This is a genomic window from Streptomyces sp. NPDC054834 (assembly GCF_053611185.1).
Genome location: NZ_JBSGZV010000019.1, coordinates 151,008 through 168,130, shown reverse-complemented (window position 1 = coordinate 168,130; position 17,123 = coordinate 151,008). Strand labels below are relative to the sequence as shown.

Sequence of the window (17,123 nt, the reverse complement as noted above, 5' to 3'; positions counted from 1 at the left end):
GCGCGAGCGTCCCCCAGCCCCCACACCCCCCCCCGTCCGCCCCCCCCCACGCCCACCCGGGCCGCGCCCCCCCCCGCGACGCGCCCCCGGCGACCGGTGTCCGGGACCTGGGTGGGGTCACCCGGGGACGGTGCAGTCGAACGCGTGCAGATAGGGATTGACCGGGCTGATGTCGTCGATGACCAGGCCCGCGGCGGTCAGCCGGCTGACCATGCTGGCGGTGGTGTGCTTGGCCCCGCCGACGTTCATGAGCAGCAGCAGGTCCATGGCGGTGCTGAACCGCATCGACGGGGTGTCGTCGACGAGGTTCTCGATGACCACGACCCGTGCCTTCGGCCCGCCCGCCTCGATGACGTTACGCAGACAGCGGGCGGTGCTCTCGTCGTCCCACTCGAGGATGTTCTTGATGATGTAGACGTCCGCCCGCACCGGGATGGCCTCGCGGCAGTCGCCGGGCACGACGCTCACCCGGTCGGCGAGCGAGCCGCCCTCGCGCAGCCGGGGATCGGCGTTCTCCACCACGCGCGGCAGGTCGAGCAGGGTTCCCCGCATCGACGGGTACTTCTCCAGCAGCCGGGCCACCACATGGCCCTGGCCGCCGCCGATGTCGGCGACCGACTTCGCCCCGGACAGGTCCAGCAGTTCGGCGACCTCCCGCGCGGACTGCTTGCTGGAGGTCGTCATGGCCCGGTTGAAGACGTCCGCGGACTCGGGGGCGTCCTCGTTGAGGTAGGTGAAGAACTCCTTGCCGTACAGGTCCTCCACGACGTTCCGGCCGGTGCGCACCGCCTCGTCGAGGCGCGGCCAGGCGTCCCAGGTCCACGGCTCGGTGCACCACAGCGAGATGTAGCGCAGGCTGTTCGGGTCGTCCTCGCGCAGCAGCCGGGACATGTCGGTGTGCGCGAACGTCCCGTCCTCGCGCTCGGCGAAGACGCCGTAGCAGGACAGGGCCCGCAGCAGCCGTCCGAGCGGCTTGGGTTCGGTCTTCACCGCGGCCGCGAGGTCCGCCACGGCCATGGGGCTGTCCCCCAGCGCGTCGGCCACGCCCAGCCGGGCGGCCGCGCGGAGGGCGGCGGCACACGCCGCCCCGAAAACGAGCTCCCTCAGCCGCATGGACGGCGGTGGGGCAGTGGGTTCGGTCTTCATGTGCCGCCTCTCCTCCTTTGGTTACGGACGGGTACGGCCGGTCAGCACAGGCCCGCGGGCCTGGACTTGACGCAGTGGTTGCGGGTGAAGATGTTCTTGCGCTTGGCGGGTTCCTGGTTGACGACGTCCGCCGGCGCGTTCGCCGACAGCCTGTTGTCGGTGACCCGGTTCCGTTCGCTGGTGGTGCCCACGAAGCTCTTGTAGAGGACGACGCCGCCGGAGAGCGGGGACTTGCCGGCGTTGCCGCTGATCTCGTTCCCGGTCACCAGGGTGTCCTCGGCGCCGGTGAGGACGACGCCGGAGCCCTGGAGGAAGGGCAGCCGGGCGGTCTTCTTGCAGTACTTGTTGTTCTTGACGATACGGTTCTCGGCCAGGGTCACCTTGCCGGCCCTGGGCTTGTTCTCGTCGCCGACGACGAACACCCCGGCGCAGTTGCCGGTCACGTCGTTGTGCGCGACGGTGAGGTTGCGCAGGCGCCGGACGGTGACGCCGATGCGGTTGCCCTGGAGCACGTTGCCGTCGACGATCGTGCCCTTGGTGTCCTTGGCGCCCGCCTCGGTCAGGATCGTGTTGGCGAGGAACACGCCCGCGTCGCCGTTGTTGCGGACCGTGTTGCCCCGGACCAGACTGCGCTCCGACCGCTCCTCGGCGATGCCCCACAGCTTGTTCTTCTCGGCGGTCACGTTGCGTACGGCCAGGCGGTCGGTGCCCACGGCGAACACGCCGGCCCGGGCGAAGCCGGTCACACGCAGGTTCTCGACGGTGACGCCGTCGAGGCGACGGCTCTTCGTCCCCACGGCGCAGATGCCGTTGCCGTTCTCGGCACAGGCGTTGGTGGACTTCTTGCCGGGCTTGATCACCGTGTTCCGGCCCTGGCCACGCAGGATCAGCCCGCGCGTGGTCACCTTCACGCTCTCGTGGTAAGTGCCGGCCATCACCAGCACGGTGTCCCCGGGCTTGGCCGCGTTCACCGCTTTCTGGATCGAGTGGCCCGGACGCACGACATGGAGCTTGGGGCAGCCGACGGCGGGCGAGGCCGCGCCGAGTCCGACCACGGTGAGCACTGCGGTGCAGGCCGCGAAGACCGTATGACATTTCTTCATATTCCGCACGTTACGACCCAAAAGGTGCAGAACGCCCCGGATGAGCCGTCCGGCGGCGTGTCACGTACGACGGGCCGGGCCCGTACTGCGGCGGACGATGAGTTCGACGGGTACGACGGGGTCGACGGGGGCGGAGCGGGGCCCGGCGGCGCCTTCGAGGCGGTCGAGGAGGAGGCGCAGGGAGCGGGTGCCGATCTCGGCGAAGTCGGTGCGCACGGTGGTCAGCGGGGGCAGCAGGTGGGCGGCCTCGGGGATGTCGTCGTAGCCGACCACGCTCACCTCGTCGGGGACCGGCCGCCCGGCCTCGTGGAAGGCGCGCAGCACGCCCAGGGCCATCTGGTCGTTGGCGGCGAAGACGGCTGTGACCTCGGCGTTCCGGGCCAGCCGGCGGCCCAGTTCGTACCCGGAGTCGGCGCTCCAGTCGCCGAAGAGCGGCTCGGGGACGTGCGCCCCGGCCGCCCGCAGGGTCGTACGCCAGCTGTCGGCGCGCGCGTCGGCGGACGTCCAGCCGGCCGGGCCCGCGATGTGCCGGACGGTGCGGTGGCCGAGACCCAGGAGGTGCTCGGTGGCCAGGCGGGCCCCGGTTTTGGAGTCCGCGGTGATCAGGGGCGTACCGTCGCCGAGGTCGTTCTCCAGCACCACGAGAGGGGTGTCGAGGTGTGCCTCCGCCAGGGCGCGGCCGATCCGGCGCTGCGGGGCGATGGCGATCACGCCGTCGGCGCCCTCGGCCGAGAGGCGGTCGGCGGCACGGACCACCGTGTCCCGGTCGGCCGTGTCGAGGGCGATGGAGCTGACGAGGTAACCGGCGTCCTGCGCCGCGGAGTTGATCGCGGTCAGGATGGAGGCGGGCCCGAACCGCGCCGCGTCGAAGGAGATCACGCCGAGCATCCGGGTCCTGCCGCTGGCCAGCGAGCGGGCGCTGCGGCTGGGACGGTAGCCCAGCGAGCGCATGACGGCCAGTACGGCCTCGCGGGTCTCGGGGCGGACGGCCGGGTTGTCGTTGATCACCCGGGACACGGTCTGTTTGGAGACGCCCGCCAGCCGCGCCACGTCGTCCATCACGGGCCGCGCGCCGGCGAAGTTGCGCCGGCTGCGCCGCGGGGGGACCGGGTTGTCGGCGGTGCTGCGGGGCATGACGGGTCGCTTCCTCAGGGCCGGTGCCGGCGGTCCTTCCGCCCGGCGGATCCACAGGATAGGCCGGGGAGCCGCTCAGGCACTCGGGCCGGCCGGGGCGCCTGGGCCGGGGGCCGGGACCGCGGGCCGGTTCCGCGTGCCGTGGATCAGCCAGAGCGTGGCGGCCAGGCACAGGGCGGAGACCGCGCACAGCAGCAGCGGCACCGCGCTGATCCCGGACCACTCGATGGCCTTGCCCAGCAGCGGGCCCGCCGCGACACCGCCCACCATGGAGGCCGCGATGACCAGCGCGCCCGCCCGGCGGGCCCGGGGGGCCGCCCGGTGCAGCCACGGCAGACCGGTGGGGAAGATCGGAGCGATGAACAGGCCGACGCCCGCGTAGGCGTAGGGCGCGAGCCCGGGCACGGCGGCCAGCAGCAGGCACACGGTCATGCCCGCGCAGGAGACGGTGATGAGGGACTGGGCCGTGAAGCGCAGCGCGAGCGGTGCGACGAGGAACCGGCCGACGGTCATCATCAGCCAGTACACCGAGGTGGCGGTCGCGGCGGCCCCGGCGCCGTAGCCGACGGTCTCCAGATGGGTGGGCTCCCAGCCGCCGACGCCCGCCTCGATGCCCACGTGCAGTACGTAGAGCGCGACGAACACGGCGAGCACCGACGCCAGGCTGCGGGCCAGGACCGTCCCGCCGCCGGACTCCCCCGCCGCGCCGCCCGGCTGGGGCGCCCGGTCGCGCACGCCCTTCAGGCAGAGCAGCAGCGGCAGGTTGGCGAGCGCGAAACCGAGGAAGACGGCCGGGTAGTGCGCGGCGCCGACCGCGCCGATCAGCGCGGGGCCGAGGATCGCGCCGATGCCGAAGTGCGCGTTGAGGACGTTCAGCATCGCGGTGGAACGGTGCCCGAAGCCGACCGCGAAGAGCTGGTTGAGGCCGTAGTCGATGCCGCCGAAGCCGAGTCCGGCCAGCAGCGCTGCGGCCAGTGCGGCGGGCCAGCTCGGCGCGAGCGCGAAACCGGCTGCGCCGAGTGCCATCAGCAGGTGGGAGGCGGCGAGGATCCGCCGGCCACCGATCCGGCCGTACAGCCGGTCGAAGAGCAGCACCCCGCTCACTCCGCCGACGAAGTGGGCGCTCAGTCCGAGACCGGCGGCCGAGGGGGTGAGCCCGAACTCCCGGCGGAAGGCCGGGATGGCGGGCCCGTAGAGGGCCTGGAGCGCGCCGATGAGGACGAAGCCCACGCAGGAGGCGACGACGGCGGCCGGGCTGAAGACGGGGGCGTCCGCGACCGCGCGGGCACGGGTGCGCGGCGGTCGGGTGGTCGGCTCGGTCACGCCGCCGAGTGTTACCGGTAACAAAGAAGGCGTCAAGATGCCCGCACGGCGCCGGATCGATCACTGCCGCGCCGACGCCGCCGGTCAGTTCGGCGACGGGATGCGGGCGGCGATCTCACGGGCCACGCGATGGGCCTCCGGTGACACGGGCGGGCCGCCCCGCGCCGTGCCCGCCTGTAGCAGGTCCAGCAGGTCGTGCGCCTCCTCCTGGTGCAGCTCCGCCAGTCGCTCGGCGGTGCCGCCCCCGGGCAGGAAACCGATCTCGTCCAGGTCTGGGGGGTCGTAGCCGTCCATGACGGGGCAACGTACCCGGTACGGGCCCGGTCACGCAGCCTTGACGAGCCCAGCAGTGCTCGGAGGGGAAGTCGCCGGGAGCGACGCCCCGCGCCCGCGTCAGCGCGGCCTGGGCGGTGTCGACGTCACGGCGACCTCACGTCCTCCTCGGACGGGCGGCTTCACGGCCGCGCTCGCGTCCGCCCGGCCCGGCGGCCGGATCCTCGAACCGGGCACCGGGGTGGGCGCGGGCACCGCCTGGCTGCGGACACCTGGCCGGGGAAGTCCACGTACCTCGACCGGGCTCCGGGACTGGTGACGGTGGGCGGCGCGTATGTCGTCGACGACCTGGTCGAGCAGCCCGGACGGCAGGAGCCGGCCCGCGTCAGCCGGACTGACGGGCCCCCGCTCGCAACGGGCATCCGGTGCCGACGCGCTCTGCCAACTCCGACCGGAGGGCGGCGAGTTCGGCCATGCGGGCGTCGACGATCCGGATCTTCTCCTCGAGCAGCGCGGACAGGGCCGCCGCGGAGTCCGGGGCGCGGAGCAGTTCCTCACCGTGCCGCGCGATCTCCGCCAGGGAGAAGCCCAGGGTCCGCGCGGTGCGGACGTAGTCCAGCCAGGGCACCGTCTCGGGCGGGAAGTCGCGGTAGCCGTTGGGCAGTCGCCGACCCCTGACCAGGCCGGCCTTCTCGTAGAAGCGGATGCCGTCCTTGGTCATACCGGTCCGCTCGGCCAGCTCTCCGATCAGCATGACCCTCCGTCAGTTCCCTGTGCGGGCTTGACCTTGGACCCTACTCCACTGTTTAGCGTGACGGGCGTCGCTGTCGTGCAACCACCAGGAGCAGCACCGTGATCCGCCTTCCCGGCCCGTCCCACCCCTCCTACGCGCGTGTCGTCCGCGCCAGTGCCTGGTACGACCTCGTCGTCACCGCCGGATTCGCGACACCCTGGACGTACGTCCTGGTGCACCGCGCGCTGTCGTCGCTGGGCGACACGCTGGGGCTCGGAGCCATGCCCGCCCTGAATCCCATGCAGACGCTGTACGCGAACCTGATGGGTTCGGTCGTGGTCGTCTGGGCCCTGCTGCGCCTCTTCAGGCCCCTGCCGGCGCACGGGCTGTACGACGGCTCGGCCCGCGCGCTGTTCGCGCTGTGGCAGGCGTACGCGCTCACTCAGGGTGCCACGCGCCTGTTGTGGCTGTTCCTCGTCGTCGAGGTCTCCTTCGGCATCGCCCAGCTCCTGCCGTGGGCGCGCCGGGGAGGACTCATGAGCAGTAGTGCGTGATTGGATAGCGCACAATCTACTGGCATGACCGCGGGGTGCCCGGACCTCCGTGTGACCCGTGCCGCCCCCGGGTACTCGCCGCCCGCGTGGCAGGGAGGTCGGGGCATGGGCGGACGAGCGAGGCGTGAGCGGGTGAGGGTGGCGTGACGGCACCGCGGAAGGCGCTGCTCACGGGGTGGTTCAGCTTTGCGGACGGCGAGGCGACCGCCGGGGACGTCCTCGCGCTGGACCGGGTCCAGGGCATCCTGGAGGGTGCGGGGTACGCGTACGACACGGTCTGGAGCCCGGCGTTCAAGCCCGACGCGCTGCACCTCGACGCCGTGCGCGCCGAGGAGTACGGCAGCCTGGTGTTCGTGTGCGGGCCGCTGCACGGGCCCCAAGTGGCGGATCTGCACCGGCGGTTCCCGTGCTGTCTGCGCGTCGCCGTGGGGACTTCCGTGATCGACCCCGGCAGTCCGGCCGTCACCGGGTTCCACCGGATACTGCCCCGCGACGGTCCGGCGGTCGAGCCGGTGCGGGACCTGTCGGCGCGCGCCCCCGCCGCCCCCGCGCCGCCGGCGGTGGGGGTGATCCTGACCCGAGGGCAACGGGAGTACGGGGCCCGGCGGCGGCACGAGGAGGCCGCGGACCGCATCACGCGCTGGCTGCTGGCCAAGGACTGCGCGCGGGTGGAACTGGAGACCAGGCTCGACACGAGGGACTGGCGCCTGTGCGCGACGCCCGCCCAATTGCATTCCCTGCTCGGCCGGCTGAACCTGGTGGTCACGGACCGGTTGCACGGACTGGTGCTCTCGCTGCGGGCCGGCGTACCCGCCCTGGCGGTCGACCCGGTCGAGTCGGGCGCCAAGGTCACCGCCCAGGCCCGATCCTGCGGCTGGCCCGCCCTGGTGGCCGCCGAGCACCTCGATGACGCACGGCTCGACCACTGGTGGGACTGGTGCCTCACCGAGGGGCGGGACAACGCGCGCGAGATCGCCGCCGACTTCCGTGCCGGGCGGACGCCGGACAGCGCCGACGCCCTCCTGCGGGCGCTGGCCCGCCTGCCGCCCGGGGACGAACAGCCCGCCTCCCGATGGGCATCGGACGGCACATCCGGGGAACCCGGTGCGCCATGAACGACCGGAGCCACTCGGATGACGTCGAACTCACCACCCACGAACGGCTCGCCCTGCTCCGCATGGAGGCGGAGCTGCGCCGCGACCGTCGCCTCGCCCGCCGGATGAGCGCCCCGCGCCCTCGGGTGTGGCTGCCCCTGACGGCCGCCGTCCTGATGTGCGCGTCGATAGCCCTGGGCGTCCTCGGCTTCCGAACCTCGGATCCGGCGCTGGTGTGGGGGTTCGCCGTGGTCTGGCCGCTCACCCTCCTTACGGGCTTCCGGCTGCTGTGCCGTGCGAGCGGGTGGTTCGTGTCACGTGAGACCAGGTAGTTCGTGTCACGTACTACGTCGGCCAGGTTGCCGTCATGCCCGCCGAGCCCGGTCCTGCGCACGGCGGCGACGACCACCCCCTCGACACGGTCGACGCCCCCGTCCAGCTGTCGTTCCAGATCCACCTCATGCTGCCCGCCACCGGCGCCGAGCACGATCTGTCGGTCATCCGGATCAGGCTCCTGGGCGTATTGCGCGACCGGCAGGCCGGGACGCTGGAACTGGCCGGGCATCTGGGCCTCGACAAGTCCTCCATGACCGGCCTGGTCACCCGGGCCGAGAAGCGCGGCCTGGTCAGCCGAGCCCCCTCCCCACCGAACTCACCGGGCACCTGTCCCCCGCCGAACGCGCCGAGCTGACGCGCCTGGCCGCCGGACTGCTCGGCGAGCGGCCCTCACGCTGTCCGCCTCGGTCCGGGGCAGTAGGACCATCGGCCGAGGCGGTGCGACGCCGCGCTCGGTACCGTCACCCGGTATGAAGATCACCGAGGAGCCGCGGGACGCCGGTCGGCGTCGGCGTGACGTGCTCGCGAAGCTGCGCACACGGACGGACACCTGGGTCGCCACGTCGGGCGCCGACGGTCTGCCGTGCCTGGTCCCGCTGTGGTTCCTGTGGGACGGAGCCGCCCTGTGGCTGTCGACCAGGATCACCAGCCCGACGGGACGCAACCTGCGCGACTCCGGCCGGGCTCGTCTCGCGCTCGGCGACACGCAGGACGTCGTCCTGATCGACGCCGCGGTGCGGACCTTCACCGCCCAGGAGGTGCCGGCCGCCGCCGCGGACGCCTTCGCACAGCGGTGGGGCTGGGACCCGCGCGGGGATCACCCCTCCTACGCGTACTTCAAGGCGCTGCCGCGGGCGATCCAGGCCTGGAACGGGGAGCACGAGCTCAAGGGGCGGCACGTGATGCGCGACGGGGACTGGACCGCCCCGGCGCCGTGACGTCAGCAGCGGCGGTCGCGTACCCGTCGTACGAGGTCGGCGGCGGCCCCCGGCCAGTGCGGGTGGTCGAACGCGAAGCCCGCCTCCTGAAGGCGGCCCGGGACGACGCGCCGGCTCTTGAGCAGCAGTTCGGTGTCCGAGCGCAGCACGAAGGCGCCGATCTCCGCCATCCACGCGGTGGCGGGCAGACCGACCGGCGTGCCCCACGCCTTCCGCAGGGCACGCATGAAGGTGCGCTGCGGCAAGGGGGCGGGGGCGGCGAGGTTCACCGGTCCGGCGAGGTCGTCCCGGACGGCCAGGAACTCGACGGCGCGCACGAAGTCGCGGTCGTGGATCCAGGACACGTACTGGGCACCCCCGGCGACCGGCCCGCCGAGGCCGAGACGTGCCAGCCACAGCAGGACGTCCAGTACGCCACCCGGGTCAGGGCTCATCACCATCGCGGAGCGCAGGGCGACCTTGCGGGTGTGCGGGGTGTCGGCCCGCTCCTGTTCGCGTTCCCAGGCCTTGGCGATGTCGACGCTGTACGACCAGTAGCGGGGCACGCCCGGTTCGGTGCCGCCGATCACACCGGTCGCCTCGTCGTTGGGCGCGTCGAAGCGATGGGCGTAGACGGTGGCCGTGCTCATCTGGAGCCAGACGCGGGGCGGCCGGGCGGCGGCGGCGATCGCCTCGCCGACGACCCGGGCGGATTCCACCCGTGAGTCCATCATGGCTTTCAGGTTGACCGGGGTGTAGCGGCAACTGACGCTGCGTCCGGCCAGGTTGACCACGACATCGCAGCCGTCGACCGCCTCGGCCCAGGGGCCGAGGGTCCGCCCGTCCCAGGCGAGTTCGCCGGTGCGGGCCGGCCGTCTGCTGAGCACCACCACCTCGTGACCGGCCGCGGTCAGCGCCCGTTTCAGGACCGTACCCACCTGTCCGGTGCCTCCGGACAGCACGAACCTCATATCGGGCCCTCCCCTCCCTCACTGGACACGACCCTAACCCAGAGTTGAACATGTTCAAAACGATGTCGCGGGAACGACACGGAAAGAGAGGCACCATGAGCCCGACCCTGGCCGGCATCCTGGACGCGGCCGCACAGGGGCGCTTTCCGCCGCCCGACGGCGGTACGACCGTGGTGCCGCAGGCCGGCCACCGCGACGCCGGAGTGCTCGCCTTCACCGCGCACTCGGTCGTGTTCACCGACGAGGATCCCCGGTGGGTGTACGACACCCTGGCCGCCCTCGACTGCGACGCGCTGGCGGCCACGATGAACCCCAGGTTCCTCGCGGCGTTCCTGGACCGCACCGGACGGTCGACGGACACCATCGACCTGCTGACCGTGGCGAGCGCCCTGCCCGGCGAACCGCCGCTGGAAATGGGCGAGTTGATGGACCCCGATCACCCCCGGGTGACCAGCGCACGCAAACGCCGGGACGACGTCCGGGTCTGGGCGGCCGACGGCGGGGTGGTCGTCCTCGGCCGGGGCGTGGCCGGCCGCTGGGAGACGGCGGTCGAGGTCGACGAGGACGTACGCCACCGTGGCCTGGGCCGGGCCCTGGCCACGGCCGCGCGGCATCTGGTGCCGGACGGGCGACCGGTGTGGTCGCAGCAGGCGGCGGGCAACGCCCGCAGCGTGCGCGCCTTTCAGGCGGCCGGATACCGGCCGGTGGGTGCCGAGGCGCTGCTGATCGCGCTGTAGACGGAAGTGCTGCGGGGCCGGGGCATCACCCCGGCCCCGCCGCGGTCACGGCTTGCGGGCGACGGCTCCGTACATCGCGATGTCCTCGTCGCGGATGTCCTGCTCGCCCGTACCGTCCGGGTGCCACTTGTGCACCTGGACGATGCCGGGTTCGACCAGTTCCAGACCCCCGAAGAACTCATGGGCCTCGTCGATGGTGCGCAGCCGCATCGGCATGTTGCGGGCCGCGTACTCGCGGGCGACGCGGCCCACCTCCTCGGGCGCGAACTCTGCGGTGCCGATGGACATCGCCAGGTAGCTGCCCGAGGGCAGCGGCTCCAGCAGGCGGCGCACGACGCCGACCGCGTCGTCCTCGTCCAGCATGAAGTGCACGATGGCGATCACCGTGAGCGCGACCGGCTTGCCGAGGTCGAGGGTCTCGCGCAGCTCGGGGGCGTCCAGGATGGCCGCCGGGTCACGGAAGTCGGCCTCGATGTACGACGTCCTGCCCTCGGGCGCGCTGGACAGCAGGCCCTGGGAGAGGGTGAGGACGATGGGGTCGTTGTCGACGTAGACCACCCGGGACTCGGGAGCCACCGACTGGGTGATCTCGTGCAGGTTCGGGGAGGTGGGTATACCGGTGCCGATGTCCAGGAACTGGCGCATGCCCGCCTCCTCGGCCAGCCAGCGCACCGCGCGGTTCATCCAGTCGCGGTTGGCCCGCATGTGGATGGGGAGCGCGGGCCACTCCCGGGACATGGCGTCGCCCGCCTCCTTGTCGGCGGGGTAGTAGTCCTTGCCGCCCAGGATGTAGTCGTAGATCCGGGCGGAGTGGGCGTTCTCGGTGTCGATGCGGTCGGCCGGCCATCCGTTGTCGGGCAACGCCGTGTCTCCCATTCGGGTCGGGGGGAGGTCATAAGGATCCGAAGCAGATCCATGATCCAGGAGAATCGGGGCAACGCTCAGCAGAACAAGAGGAGTTCACAGGAGAAAGTCCGCGTCACCCGCCTTCACGCCGGTCAGGAAGTCCGTCATCTCACGCGGGGTGAAGACCAGCGCCGGCCCGTCCGGGTCGGTCGACTGGCGGACGGCGACGCGTCCGTCGGCGAGCTTCTTGACTTCCACGCAGGCGCCTCCGGCGTCGTCGCTCCACGGCTTGGTCCAGCCGCGCGCGCCCAGGTTCCGGGACGGCATGCCGTTGTGTACGGGGTGGTGCACCTCAGATCTCCTTGCGAATCGAACCGAGGACGGCCTCGGTCTTCCTGGCGGGCGCCGCCTGGGCGCCCAGCCGGTCCAGGGCCTCGCGGTACACCACGACGTCGTCCGACTTGTCGAGGTAGACGGCGCCGACCAGCCCGTTGAGGTAGACGATGTCGGGCAGTTCGGGGGCCCGGAACCGGAAGAGGTGGTACGCGCCCGCCCGCATCGCCGGGTGCGGTCCGTTGGCGAACGGCATGATCTGGAGGGTCACATGGGGCAGCCGGTTGACCTCGATCAGATGGTCGATCTGCGCGCGCATCACACCGGCGCCGCCGACCGGCCAGCGCAGCACGGTCTCGTCCATCACCACCCACAGCCTCGGCGGCGCCTCACGCGACAGCAGTTCCTGGCGGCGCATGCGCAGCGCGACCCGGCGCTCCGTGGCCTGGCCGGAGGCGTGCGGGTTGCCGGCGCCCAGCAGGGCGTGCGCGTACTCCTTGGTCTGGAGCAGCCCGTGGACGAACTGGTTCTCGTAGGCGCGGATCTGCAACGCCGCCTGTTCCAGGCTGAGATACGCGGCGAACCAGTCCGGCATCACATCGCGGTAGGTGTGCCACCAGCCGCGTTTGTTGGCCTCGCGGACCGACTGGAGGAAGGTGTCGATCTCCTGCTCGTCCGTCACGCCGTAGGTCTGGAGCAGTTTCTCGGCGTCCGCCAGCCTGAGCCGGGCGACCTTGGCGGCCTCCATCCGGCGGATCGTGGAGTGGCTGAGCCCGATCGCCGCGCCCGCCTGCTCGTAGGTGAGGCCGGCCCGGGTCCGCAGCTCCTCCAACTGCCTGCCGAGGATCATGCGCAGGACGGAAGGCGCGCCACCCCAGTCGGTCTCCGCGGTCACGCCTTACCCCCTCACACCGTCGGTTGCAGGGTCACCGTCTCACGCGATCGCTCGGCAGGCTCATTCGATCACCAATTGCCGGAAGCAGCATGCACGTGACTACTTGCAAATTTCAACTTGCAGGTTGCGAGCCATTGTTGGCAGGTGTCACAGTGGACTCACTGCTCCGCCCCAGGAAGGAGCAGGCGGAACAGCCCAGTTGGGGGAGACCGGGTTGCGATCGGGCGCCGCCGTGCCCGGGTCGCCGTCTGCGTCCCCACGGGGCCGGCGGACGCGACAACAGCACACCCCCCACGACGCGAGCCGGACGAAAGGCGACGGCGATGCCCCCGCCCTCCCTCCCCCAGCCCCTGCCCCGACTGCCCGGCGCCGGACAACTCGAGCCCCTGCCGACGGACGGGCGTCCCCGCCGGCCGCCGGAGGCGGGACGCTACACCCGACCACCCGGAGGCGAGCACATCGGTCGACTCCCTGGGCCCGAGGGCCCCGACCGGCTCGCCTCCGGGGCCGAACCGCCCCGACGCACGCGTGCGTTCGTCTTTCCCGCGGCCCCCGCCTCGGTCGCCCCGGCCCGTGCGGGCGTACGCGAGACGCTCACCGCCTGGGGCATCGACGGGGACGCGGCCGACAGCGCCGTCCTCATCACCTCCGAGCTCGTCACCAACGCGCTCACGCACTCCGCGAGCGAGCGGATCGTGTGCCGGCTGCTCGCCACCCCCGGGCGGCTGCGCATCGAGGTCGAGGACCAGAACCGCGGACCCTCACGTCCCGTGCCCCGGCAGGCGGGGCCGGACGACCAGAGCGGCCGCGGGCTGCTGCTGGTCGAGGCGCTGAGCACCGACTGGGGCGTCGCGGGCCTCCCCCACAGGTACGGGCGCGCCGTCTGGGCCGAGCTGACGACCGGCCCGCCCGCCACCTGATCAACCGGCCCAGGGCTCCTCCCCCGCTCTGAAGCCGCCCCGGCCCATCCCCCACTCGGCCGAAGGACACCTGCCTGATGATCCGACCGCACATCCCCGTCCCCCGCCACCCCCGCTCCGGTCTCCTCCCCACTCCTCCGGCTCACCCCGGCGTCCGCATGGCCGACCCGTCCTGGACCCGTACCCGCCCCAGGCCCGGCGGCCCGGACCACCCGCAGCGGCGCACCGGGGCCGCGTCCTGGCCGTCCTGCGCAACGGGCTCCGCATCCGCTCCGTGACCCTGCGTCAGGGCGCTCCGGCGTCGACGTACGGTGGAGGGCATGGCCCCTCCGCTTCCGGGTCCGCTGGCCCATCTGGAACCGCTGCTCGGCCACTACGGGTACTGGGCCGTCGGTGCCGTGGTCTTCGTGGAGGACTTCGGGGTCCCCGCGCCGGGCGAGACGATGCTGATCGCCGCGGGGGTGTACGCCGGGGCGGGGCGGCTGAACATCGTGGCCGTGGCGGTCATCGCATTCGCCGCGGCCGTGCTCGGGGACAACGTGGGCTATCTGATCGGCCGGTCCGGCGGCCGTGCCGTCGTGCACCGGTGGGGCCGGTACGTGTTCCTCACGCCGAAGCGCTTCCGCACGGCCGAGGAGTTCTTCACCCGGCACGGCGGCAAGATCGTCACCATCGCCCGGTTCGTCGAGGGGCTGCGGCAGGCCAACGGCATCGTCGCGGGCACCACCGGCATGCCCTGGCGGCGCTTCCTGGCCTTCAACGCGCTCGGCGCGGCCCTGTGGGCCGGCCTGTGGGCGACCCTGGCGTGCCTGGCGGGCAGCCACATCGACAAGATCTACGACGAGATCACCCGCTACCAGCTCTACGCACTCCTCGCCCTTGGCATCCCGACCACCGCGTTCCTCGCGCGCCACCTGCTACGCCGCCGACGCCGACTCTGAAACCGGCCGCACCGGCACCATCCGCCGGGCAGCCACCGAAGCAGGGGCTGCCGACCCAAGCCGATCCTCGCCCTCGCCGCTCCCCGCCCCCGGCAGACTGACCACCACGTTCCCCGACCACCACCTGCTACGCCGCGGGCGCCGGGGTGAGAGCCCGTTCGGCGTGGAAGGGCGTGCCGGACCCCGCGCCTTCGCGCGGGATCCGCCGGGCAGGCCCCGGTGCTCGCGGCGCTATCGTCGTCCCGTGAGACTCCGTCCCCATCAGCGCGAGGCCGTGGACGCCGTGGTCCGCGCGCTCCAGCAGCCGGGCGGCGCGGCGCTGCCGCCGCGGGGGCTGCGAACCCAGGTCGTCATGGCCACGGGTGCCGGCAAGACCCTCGTGGCGGTCCGCGGCGCCGAGGAACTGCGCGCGGGCCGGGTGCTGGTCCTGGTGCCGTCGCTGGACCTGCTCGCGCAGACCGAGGGTGCCTGGCGCGCGGGCGGCCGGACGGGGCCGATGATCGGGGTGTCCTCGCTGCGCGGGGACCAGGCCGCGTTCCCCAACACCACCGACGCGGGCGAGCTGGTCGCCTGGGTGCGGCCCTTCGACCGGGTCACCGTCTTCGCCACGTACGCCTCGCTCGGCCTCGGCACCCTGGAGCGGGCGCACGCCGCCGGGCTGCCGGGCTGGGACCTGATCGTCGTGGACGAGGCGCACCGGACCTCGGGACGGATCGGCAAGCCGTGGGCGGTGGTGCACGACAACGCCCGGATCCCGGCGCTGCGACGGCTGTACATGACCGCCACCCCCCGCCTGTGGCAGCCCGACGAGGAGACGGGACAGGGCGCGCCCGGCGAACTCGTCGCGTCCATGGACGACGCCCCGGACGGCCCGTTCGGCGCCCGCTGTCACACCCTCACCCTGTCGGAGGCGATCGACCGCGGCATCTGCGCGCCCTACCAGGTGGTGTGCGTCGACGTCACCGACACCCAGCTCCAGGCCGCGCAGCTGCTCGGCGTCGAGGGCCGTACGGACGAAATGCGGGGCGCGCGGCTCGCCGCGTTGCAGGCCGCGCTGCTGAAGGCGGCGCGGGAGGAAGGGCTGAGGCGCACGCTGGTCTTCCACCACCTGGTGCGGGAGGCGGAGGCCTTCGCGGCCGGGCTCGGGGAGGTCGCGGCCCGGCTGCACGCGGCCGAACCCCGGCGGTATCCGCGGGCGGTCTGGGCCGACTGGCTGTGCGGCGACCATCCGCCCGTGCACCGGCGCCGGGTCCTGGACGCGTTCGCCCGGCTGAAGGCCGCCGACGGGACCCGGGTGCGCAGGGCGTTCCTCAGTTCGGTGCGGGTCCTCGGGGAGGGCGTCGACACCCGGCACTGCGACTCGGTGTACTTCGCCGACGTACGCGGCTCCATGCCGGACCTCGTCCAGGCGGTGGGCCGGGCCCTGCGCATCCGACCCGGTGAGGGCAAGACGGCGTCACTGGTGGTGCCGGTGCTGCTCGGGCCGGGCGAGACACCCGACAACATGCTCAGCAGCAGGGCGTACGGGGGGCTGGCCCGGCTGCTGGAGGCGCTGCGCGCCCACGACGCGCGCATCGTGGAGCGGCTCGCCGAACCGCAGGCGCCGAGCCGGGCCGCCAAGGGCCGTACCGTCGCCGAGGAGGAGCACGCCGAGCCGGGCCTCGCGGGCGTGAGCGCCCCGGCCCGGGCTCTGCTGAAGTTCTCCACCCCGCGCGACCCGGCACAGCTGGCCGCGTTCGTCGAGCTGCGGGTGATCAACCCCGAGCACGCGCACTGGCGGCGCGGTGTCGAGGCCGCAGCGCTGTACGCCCGCGTCCACGGCGGTCTGCGGGTGCCGTTCACCTTCCGGGTGCCGGAGGGGGAGGCGGCCGAGGCCGACGACTGGCCCGCCGCGCTCGCGGGGTTCCCGCTCGGGCAGTGGATCGCCGACGCGCGCCGCTTCCACTCGCGCGGCACCCTCGACGCCGACCGCGTCCGCCAGTTGGAGCGGCTCGGCATGGTCTGGTCGCACTTCGACGTCGCCTGGGAGGAGGGGCTCGCCGCGGCCCGCGGCTGGGCCGGCGAGCACGGCCACCTCCTCGCCCCGCACGACGCCGTCCACCAGGGCTTCAAGGTCGGCATCTGGCTGAAGAACCAGCGGGCCGCGGCCCGCAGGGCGGCGGAGGACCCGGCGGCCGAAACGGCACCCGGCACGCTGTCGGAGGAGCGCCGGGAGCAACTGGAGGAGATCGACCCCGCCTGGTGCCCGGCCTGGCCGGTGGAGTGGCAACGCCGCTTCCACCTCACCCGGCTGCACCTGGCGGAGGGCGGCCGGCTGCCCGTCGCGCCCGGCGAGGCCGTACGCCAGGGCGAGGACCTCGGCCGGTGGGTCCGCGCGCAGCGGCTGGGCTGGGCCGGTCTGACGGCCGGACAGCAGTGGCTGTGCGAGCAGGTGCTGGGGGTCGAGCCCGCCGCCGAGGAGGAACGGCCCCGGCCGCGTGTCTCCCACGCCGACAAGTGGGCGGTCAGCCTTGCCGCCGCCACCCAGTTCTACCGGCGCGAGGGCCATCTGATCGTGCCCCGCAAACACGTCGAGACCGTCGTCCTGCCCGACGGCGAACAAGAGCGCCCGGTCAAGCTGGGCGCCTGGATCAGCAACCAGCGTTCCCGCGCCGCCACGCTGCCCCCCGAACGGGTCGCGCAGCTGTCCGGCATCGGGATGCGCTGGGCGTGAGGGGGCGGTGCGCCGTACGCCCGACGGCCCGGCCGCGACCGCGGACGGTGAGCCCGCCGGGCCGACGGCACCGGCATCACCGGATGGTGGGGCCGCTCCTCGACGCCGGCGAAGCCGCTCCTGGACACCGTCGGTCGACTGCCCGGGACCGGCC

The 17,123-nt window shown here is 73.0% G+C and carries 19 protein-coding genes; 9 read left to right on the top strand and 10 right to left on the bottom strand.

Annotated elements, in window-relative coordinates; all coding sequences use genetic code 11:
- Positions 1 to 117 precede the first annotated feature (117 nt).
- From ACWGJM_RS25440 to ACWGJM_RS25415, 6 genes are all read right to left on the bottom strand, one after another.
- Complete coding sequence (locus tag ACWGJM_RS25440) at positions 118 to 1,146, bottom strand: methyltransferase (RefSeq protein WP_453413999.1); 1,029 nt, start codon at positions 1,144 to 1,146, stop codon at positions 118 to 120.
- A gap of 41 nt (positions 1,147 to 1,187) precedes the next feature.
- The gene (locus tag ACWGJM_RS25435) at positions 1,188 to 2,249 is read right to left on the bottom strand and encodes a right-handed parallel beta-helix repeat-containing protein (protein ID WP_453413998.1); all 1,062 of its coding nucleotides are present in this window, start codon (positions 2,247 to 2,249) and stop codon (positions 1,188 to 1,190) included.
- Between the two features lie 60 nt (positions 2,250 to 2,309).
- Positions 2,310 to 3,383 (bottom strand): LacI family DNA-binding transcriptional regulator, encoded by a 1,074-nt coding sequence (locus ACWGJM_RS25430; protein ID WP_453413997.1) that lies wholly within the window; start codon positions 3,381 to 3,383, stop codon positions 2,310 to 2,312.
- A 75-nt stretch (positions 3,384 to 3,458) separates the two neighbouring features.
- A complete protein-coding gene (locus tag ACWGJM_RS25425) occupies positions 3,459 to 4,706 on the bottom strand; it encodes an MFS transporter (protein ID WP_453413996.1) in 1,248 nt (415 codons plus the stop codon).
- A gap of 84 nt (positions 4,707 to 4,790) precedes the next feature.
- Positions 4,791 to 5,000, bottom strand: a complete 210-nt coding sequence (locus tag ACWGJM_RS25420; RefSeq protein WP_453413995.1) for a DUF6417 family protein — start codon at positions 4,998 to 5,000, stop codon at positions 4,791 to 4,793.
- A gap of 364 nt (positions 5,001 to 5,364) precedes the next feature.
- Complete coding sequence (locus ACWGJM_RS25415) at positions 5,365 to 5,733, bottom strand: MerR family transcriptional regulator (RefSeq protein WP_453413994.1); 369 nt, start codon at positions 5,731 to 5,733, stop codon at positions 5,365 to 5,367.
- Between the two features lie 98 nt (positions 5,734 to 5,831).
- Here ACWGJM_RS25415 and ACWGJM_RS25410 point away from each other — a divergent pair, with 98 nt between their 5' ends.
- The 5 genes from ACWGJM_RS25410 to ACWGJM_RS25390 all read left to right on the top strand — a co-directional run bounded on the left by ACWGJM_RS25410 (position 5,832) and on the right by ACWGJM_RS25390 (position 8,634).
- Positions 5,832 to 6,266, top strand: coding sequence for a hypothetical protein (locus tag ACWGJM_RS25410; protein ID WP_453413993.1), 435 nt, complete (start codon positions 5,832 to 5,834; stop codon positions 6,264 to 6,266).
- Positions 6,267 to 6,409: 143 nt separating this feature from the next.
- The gene (locus tag ACWGJM_RS25405) at positions 6,410 to 7,381 is read left to right on the top strand and encodes a polysaccharide pyruvyl transferase family protein (protein ID WP_453413992.1); all 972 of its coding nucleotides are present in this window, start codon (positions 6,410 to 6,412) and stop codon (positions 7,379 to 7,381) included.
- A complete protein-coding gene (locus tag ACWGJM_RS25400) occupies positions 7,378 to 7,692 on the top strand; it encodes a DUF3040 domain-containing protein (RefSeq protein ID WP_453413991.1) in 315 nt (104 codons plus the stop codon). The genes ACWGJM_RS25405 and ACWGJM_RS25400 overlap by 4 nt, the downstream gene beginning before the upstream one ends.
- 35 nt (positions 7,693 to 7,727) lie before the next feature.
- The gene (locus ACWGJM_RS25395) at positions 7,728 to 8,051 is read left to right on the top strand and encodes a MarR family winged helix-turn-helix transcriptional regulator (RefSeq protein ID WP_453413990.1); all 324 of its coding nucleotides are present in this window, start codon (positions 7,728 to 7,730) and stop codon (positions 8,049 to 8,051) included.
- 115 nt (positions 8,052 to 8,166) lie between these two features.
- Positions 8,167 to 8,634, top strand: coding sequence for a pyridoxamine 5'-phosphate oxidase family protein (locus ACWGJM_RS25390; protein ID WP_453413989.1), 468 nt, complete (start codon positions 8,167 to 8,169; stop codon positions 8,632 to 8,634).
- 2 nt (positions 8,635 to 8,636) lie between these two features.
- On the opposite strand, the gene ACWGJM_RS25385 is transcribed toward ACWGJM_RS25390, so the two are convergent.
- Positions 8,637 to 9,584, bottom strand: a complete 948-nt coding sequence (locus tag ACWGJM_RS25385) for a TIGR01777 family oxidoreductase (RefSeq protein WP_453413988.1) — start codon at positions 9,582 to 9,584, stop codon at positions 8,637 to 8,639.
- A gap of 95 nt (positions 9,585 to 9,679) precedes the next feature.
- On the opposite strand from ACWGJM_RS25385, the gene ACWGJM_RS25380 reads away from it, so the two are divergent.
- Complete coding sequence (locus tag ACWGJM_RS25380; RefSeq protein ID WP_453413987.1) at positions 9,680 to 10,321, top strand: GNAT family N-acetyltransferase; 642 nt, start codon at positions 9,680 to 9,682, stop codon at positions 10,319 to 10,321.
- Between the two features lie 45 nt (positions 10,322 to 10,366).
- On the opposite strand, the gene ACWGJM_RS25375 is transcribed toward ACWGJM_RS25380, so the two are convergent.
- The 3 genes from ACWGJM_RS25375 to ACWGJM_RS25365 form a co-directional block, all read right to left on the bottom strand.
- Complete coding sequence (locus ACWGJM_RS25375) at positions 10,367 to 11,182, bottom strand: SAM-dependent methyltransferase (RefSeq protein WP_453413986.1); 816 nt, start codon at positions 11,180 to 11,182, stop codon at positions 10,367 to 10,369.
- Positions 11,183 to 11,281: 99 nt separating this feature from the next.
- Positions 11,282 to 11,494, bottom strand: coding sequence for a DUF397 domain-containing protein (locus ACWGJM_RS25370; RefSeq protein WP_453414006.1), 213 nt, complete (start codon positions 11,492 to 11,494; stop codon positions 11,282 to 11,284).
- 25 nt (positions 11,495 to 11,519) lie between these two features.
- Positions 11,520 to 12,395: a helix-turn-helix domain-containing protein gene (locus ACWGJM_RS25365; protein ID WP_453413985.1), complete on the bottom strand. Its 876-nt coding sequence runs from the start codon at positions 12,393 to 12,395 to the stop codon at positions 11,520 to 11,522.
- Between the two features lie 323 nt (positions 12,396 to 12,718).
- Here ACWGJM_RS25365 and ACWGJM_RS25360 point away from each other — a divergent pair, with 323 nt between their 5' ends.
- The 3 genes from ACWGJM_RS25360 to ACWGJM_RS25350 all read left to right on the top strand — a co-directional run bounded on the left by ACWGJM_RS25360 (position 12,719) and on the right by ACWGJM_RS25350 (position 16,969).
- Positions 12,719 to 13,315: an ATP-binding protein gene (locus ACWGJM_RS25360; RefSeq protein WP_453413984.1), complete on the top strand. Its 597-nt coding sequence runs from the start codon at positions 12,719 to 12,721 to the stop codon at positions 13,313 to 13,315.
- 320 nt (positions 13,316 to 13,635) lie between these two features.
- Positions 13,636 to 14,256, top strand: coding sequence for a DedA family protein (locus tag ACWGJM_RS25355; RefSeq protein ID WP_453413983.1), 621 nt, complete (start codon positions 13,636 to 13,638; stop codon positions 14,254 to 14,256).
- A 244-nt stretch (positions 14,257 to 14,500) separates the two neighbouring features.
- Positions 14,501 to 16,969 (top strand): Helicase associated domain protein, encoded by a 2,469-nt coding sequence (locus tag ACWGJM_RS25350; RefSeq protein WP_453413982.1) that lies wholly within the window; start codon positions 14,501 to 14,503, stop codon positions 16,967 to 16,969.
- Positions 16,970 to 17,123: the final 154 nt, after the last annotated feature.

Bases quoted from the DNA above. Each gene is read 5' to 3' on its own strand.
- ACWGJM_RS25440 (WP_453413999.1), bottom strand. From the start codon at position 1,146: ATGAAGACCGAACCCACTGCCCCACCGCCGTCCATGCGGCTGAGGGAG.
- ACWGJM_RS25435 (WP_453413998.1), bottom strand. From the start codon at position 2,249: ATGAAGAAATGTCATACGGTCTTCGCGGCCTGCACCGCAGTGCTCACC.
- ACWGJM_RS25430 (WP_453413997.1), bottom strand. From the start codon at position 3,383: ATGCCCCGCAGCACCGCCGACAACCCGGTCCCCCCGCGGCGCAGCCGG.
- ACWGJM_RS25420 (WP_453413995.1), bottom strand. From the start codon at position 5,000: ATGGACGGCTACGACCCCCCAGACCTGGACGAGATCGGTTTCCTGCCC.
- ACWGJM_RS25415 (WP_453413994.1), bottom strand. From the start codon at position 5,733: ATGCTGATCGGAGAGCTGGCCGAGCGGACCGGTATGACCAAGGACGGC.
- ACWGJM_RS25400 (WP_453413991.1), top strand. From the start codon at position 7,378: ATGAACGACCGGAGCCACTCGGATGACGTCGAACTCACCACCCACGAA.
- ACWGJM_RS25395 (WP_453413990.1), top strand. From the start codon at position 7,728: ATGCCCGCCGAGCCCGGTCCTGCGCACGGCGGCGACGACCACCCCCTC.
- ACWGJM_RS25390 (WP_453413989.1), top strand. From the start codon at position 8,167: ATGAAGATCACCGAGGAGCCGCGGGACGCCGGTCGGCGTCGGCGTGAC.
- ACWGJM_RS25385 (WP_453413988.1), bottom strand. From the start codon at position 9,584: ATGAGGTTCGTGCTGTCCGGAGGCACCGGACAGGTGGGTACGGTCCTG.
- ACWGJM_RS25380 (WP_453413987.1), top strand. From the start codon at position 9,680: ATGAGCCCGACCCTGGCCGGCATCCTGGACGCGGCCGCACAGGGGCGC.
- ACWGJM_RS25370 (WP_453414006.1), bottom strand. From the start codon at position 11,494: ATGCCGTCCCGGAACCTGGGCGCGCGCGGCTGGACCAAGCCGTGGAGC.
- ACWGJM_RS25360 (WP_453413984.1), top strand. From the start codon at position 12,719: ATGCCCCCGCCCTCCCTCCCCCAGCCCCTGCCCCGACTGCCCGGCGCC.
- ACWGJM_RS25355 (WP_453413983.1), top strand. From the start codon at position 13,636: ATGGCCCCTCCGCTTCCGGGTCCGCTGGCCCATCTGGAACCGCTGCTC.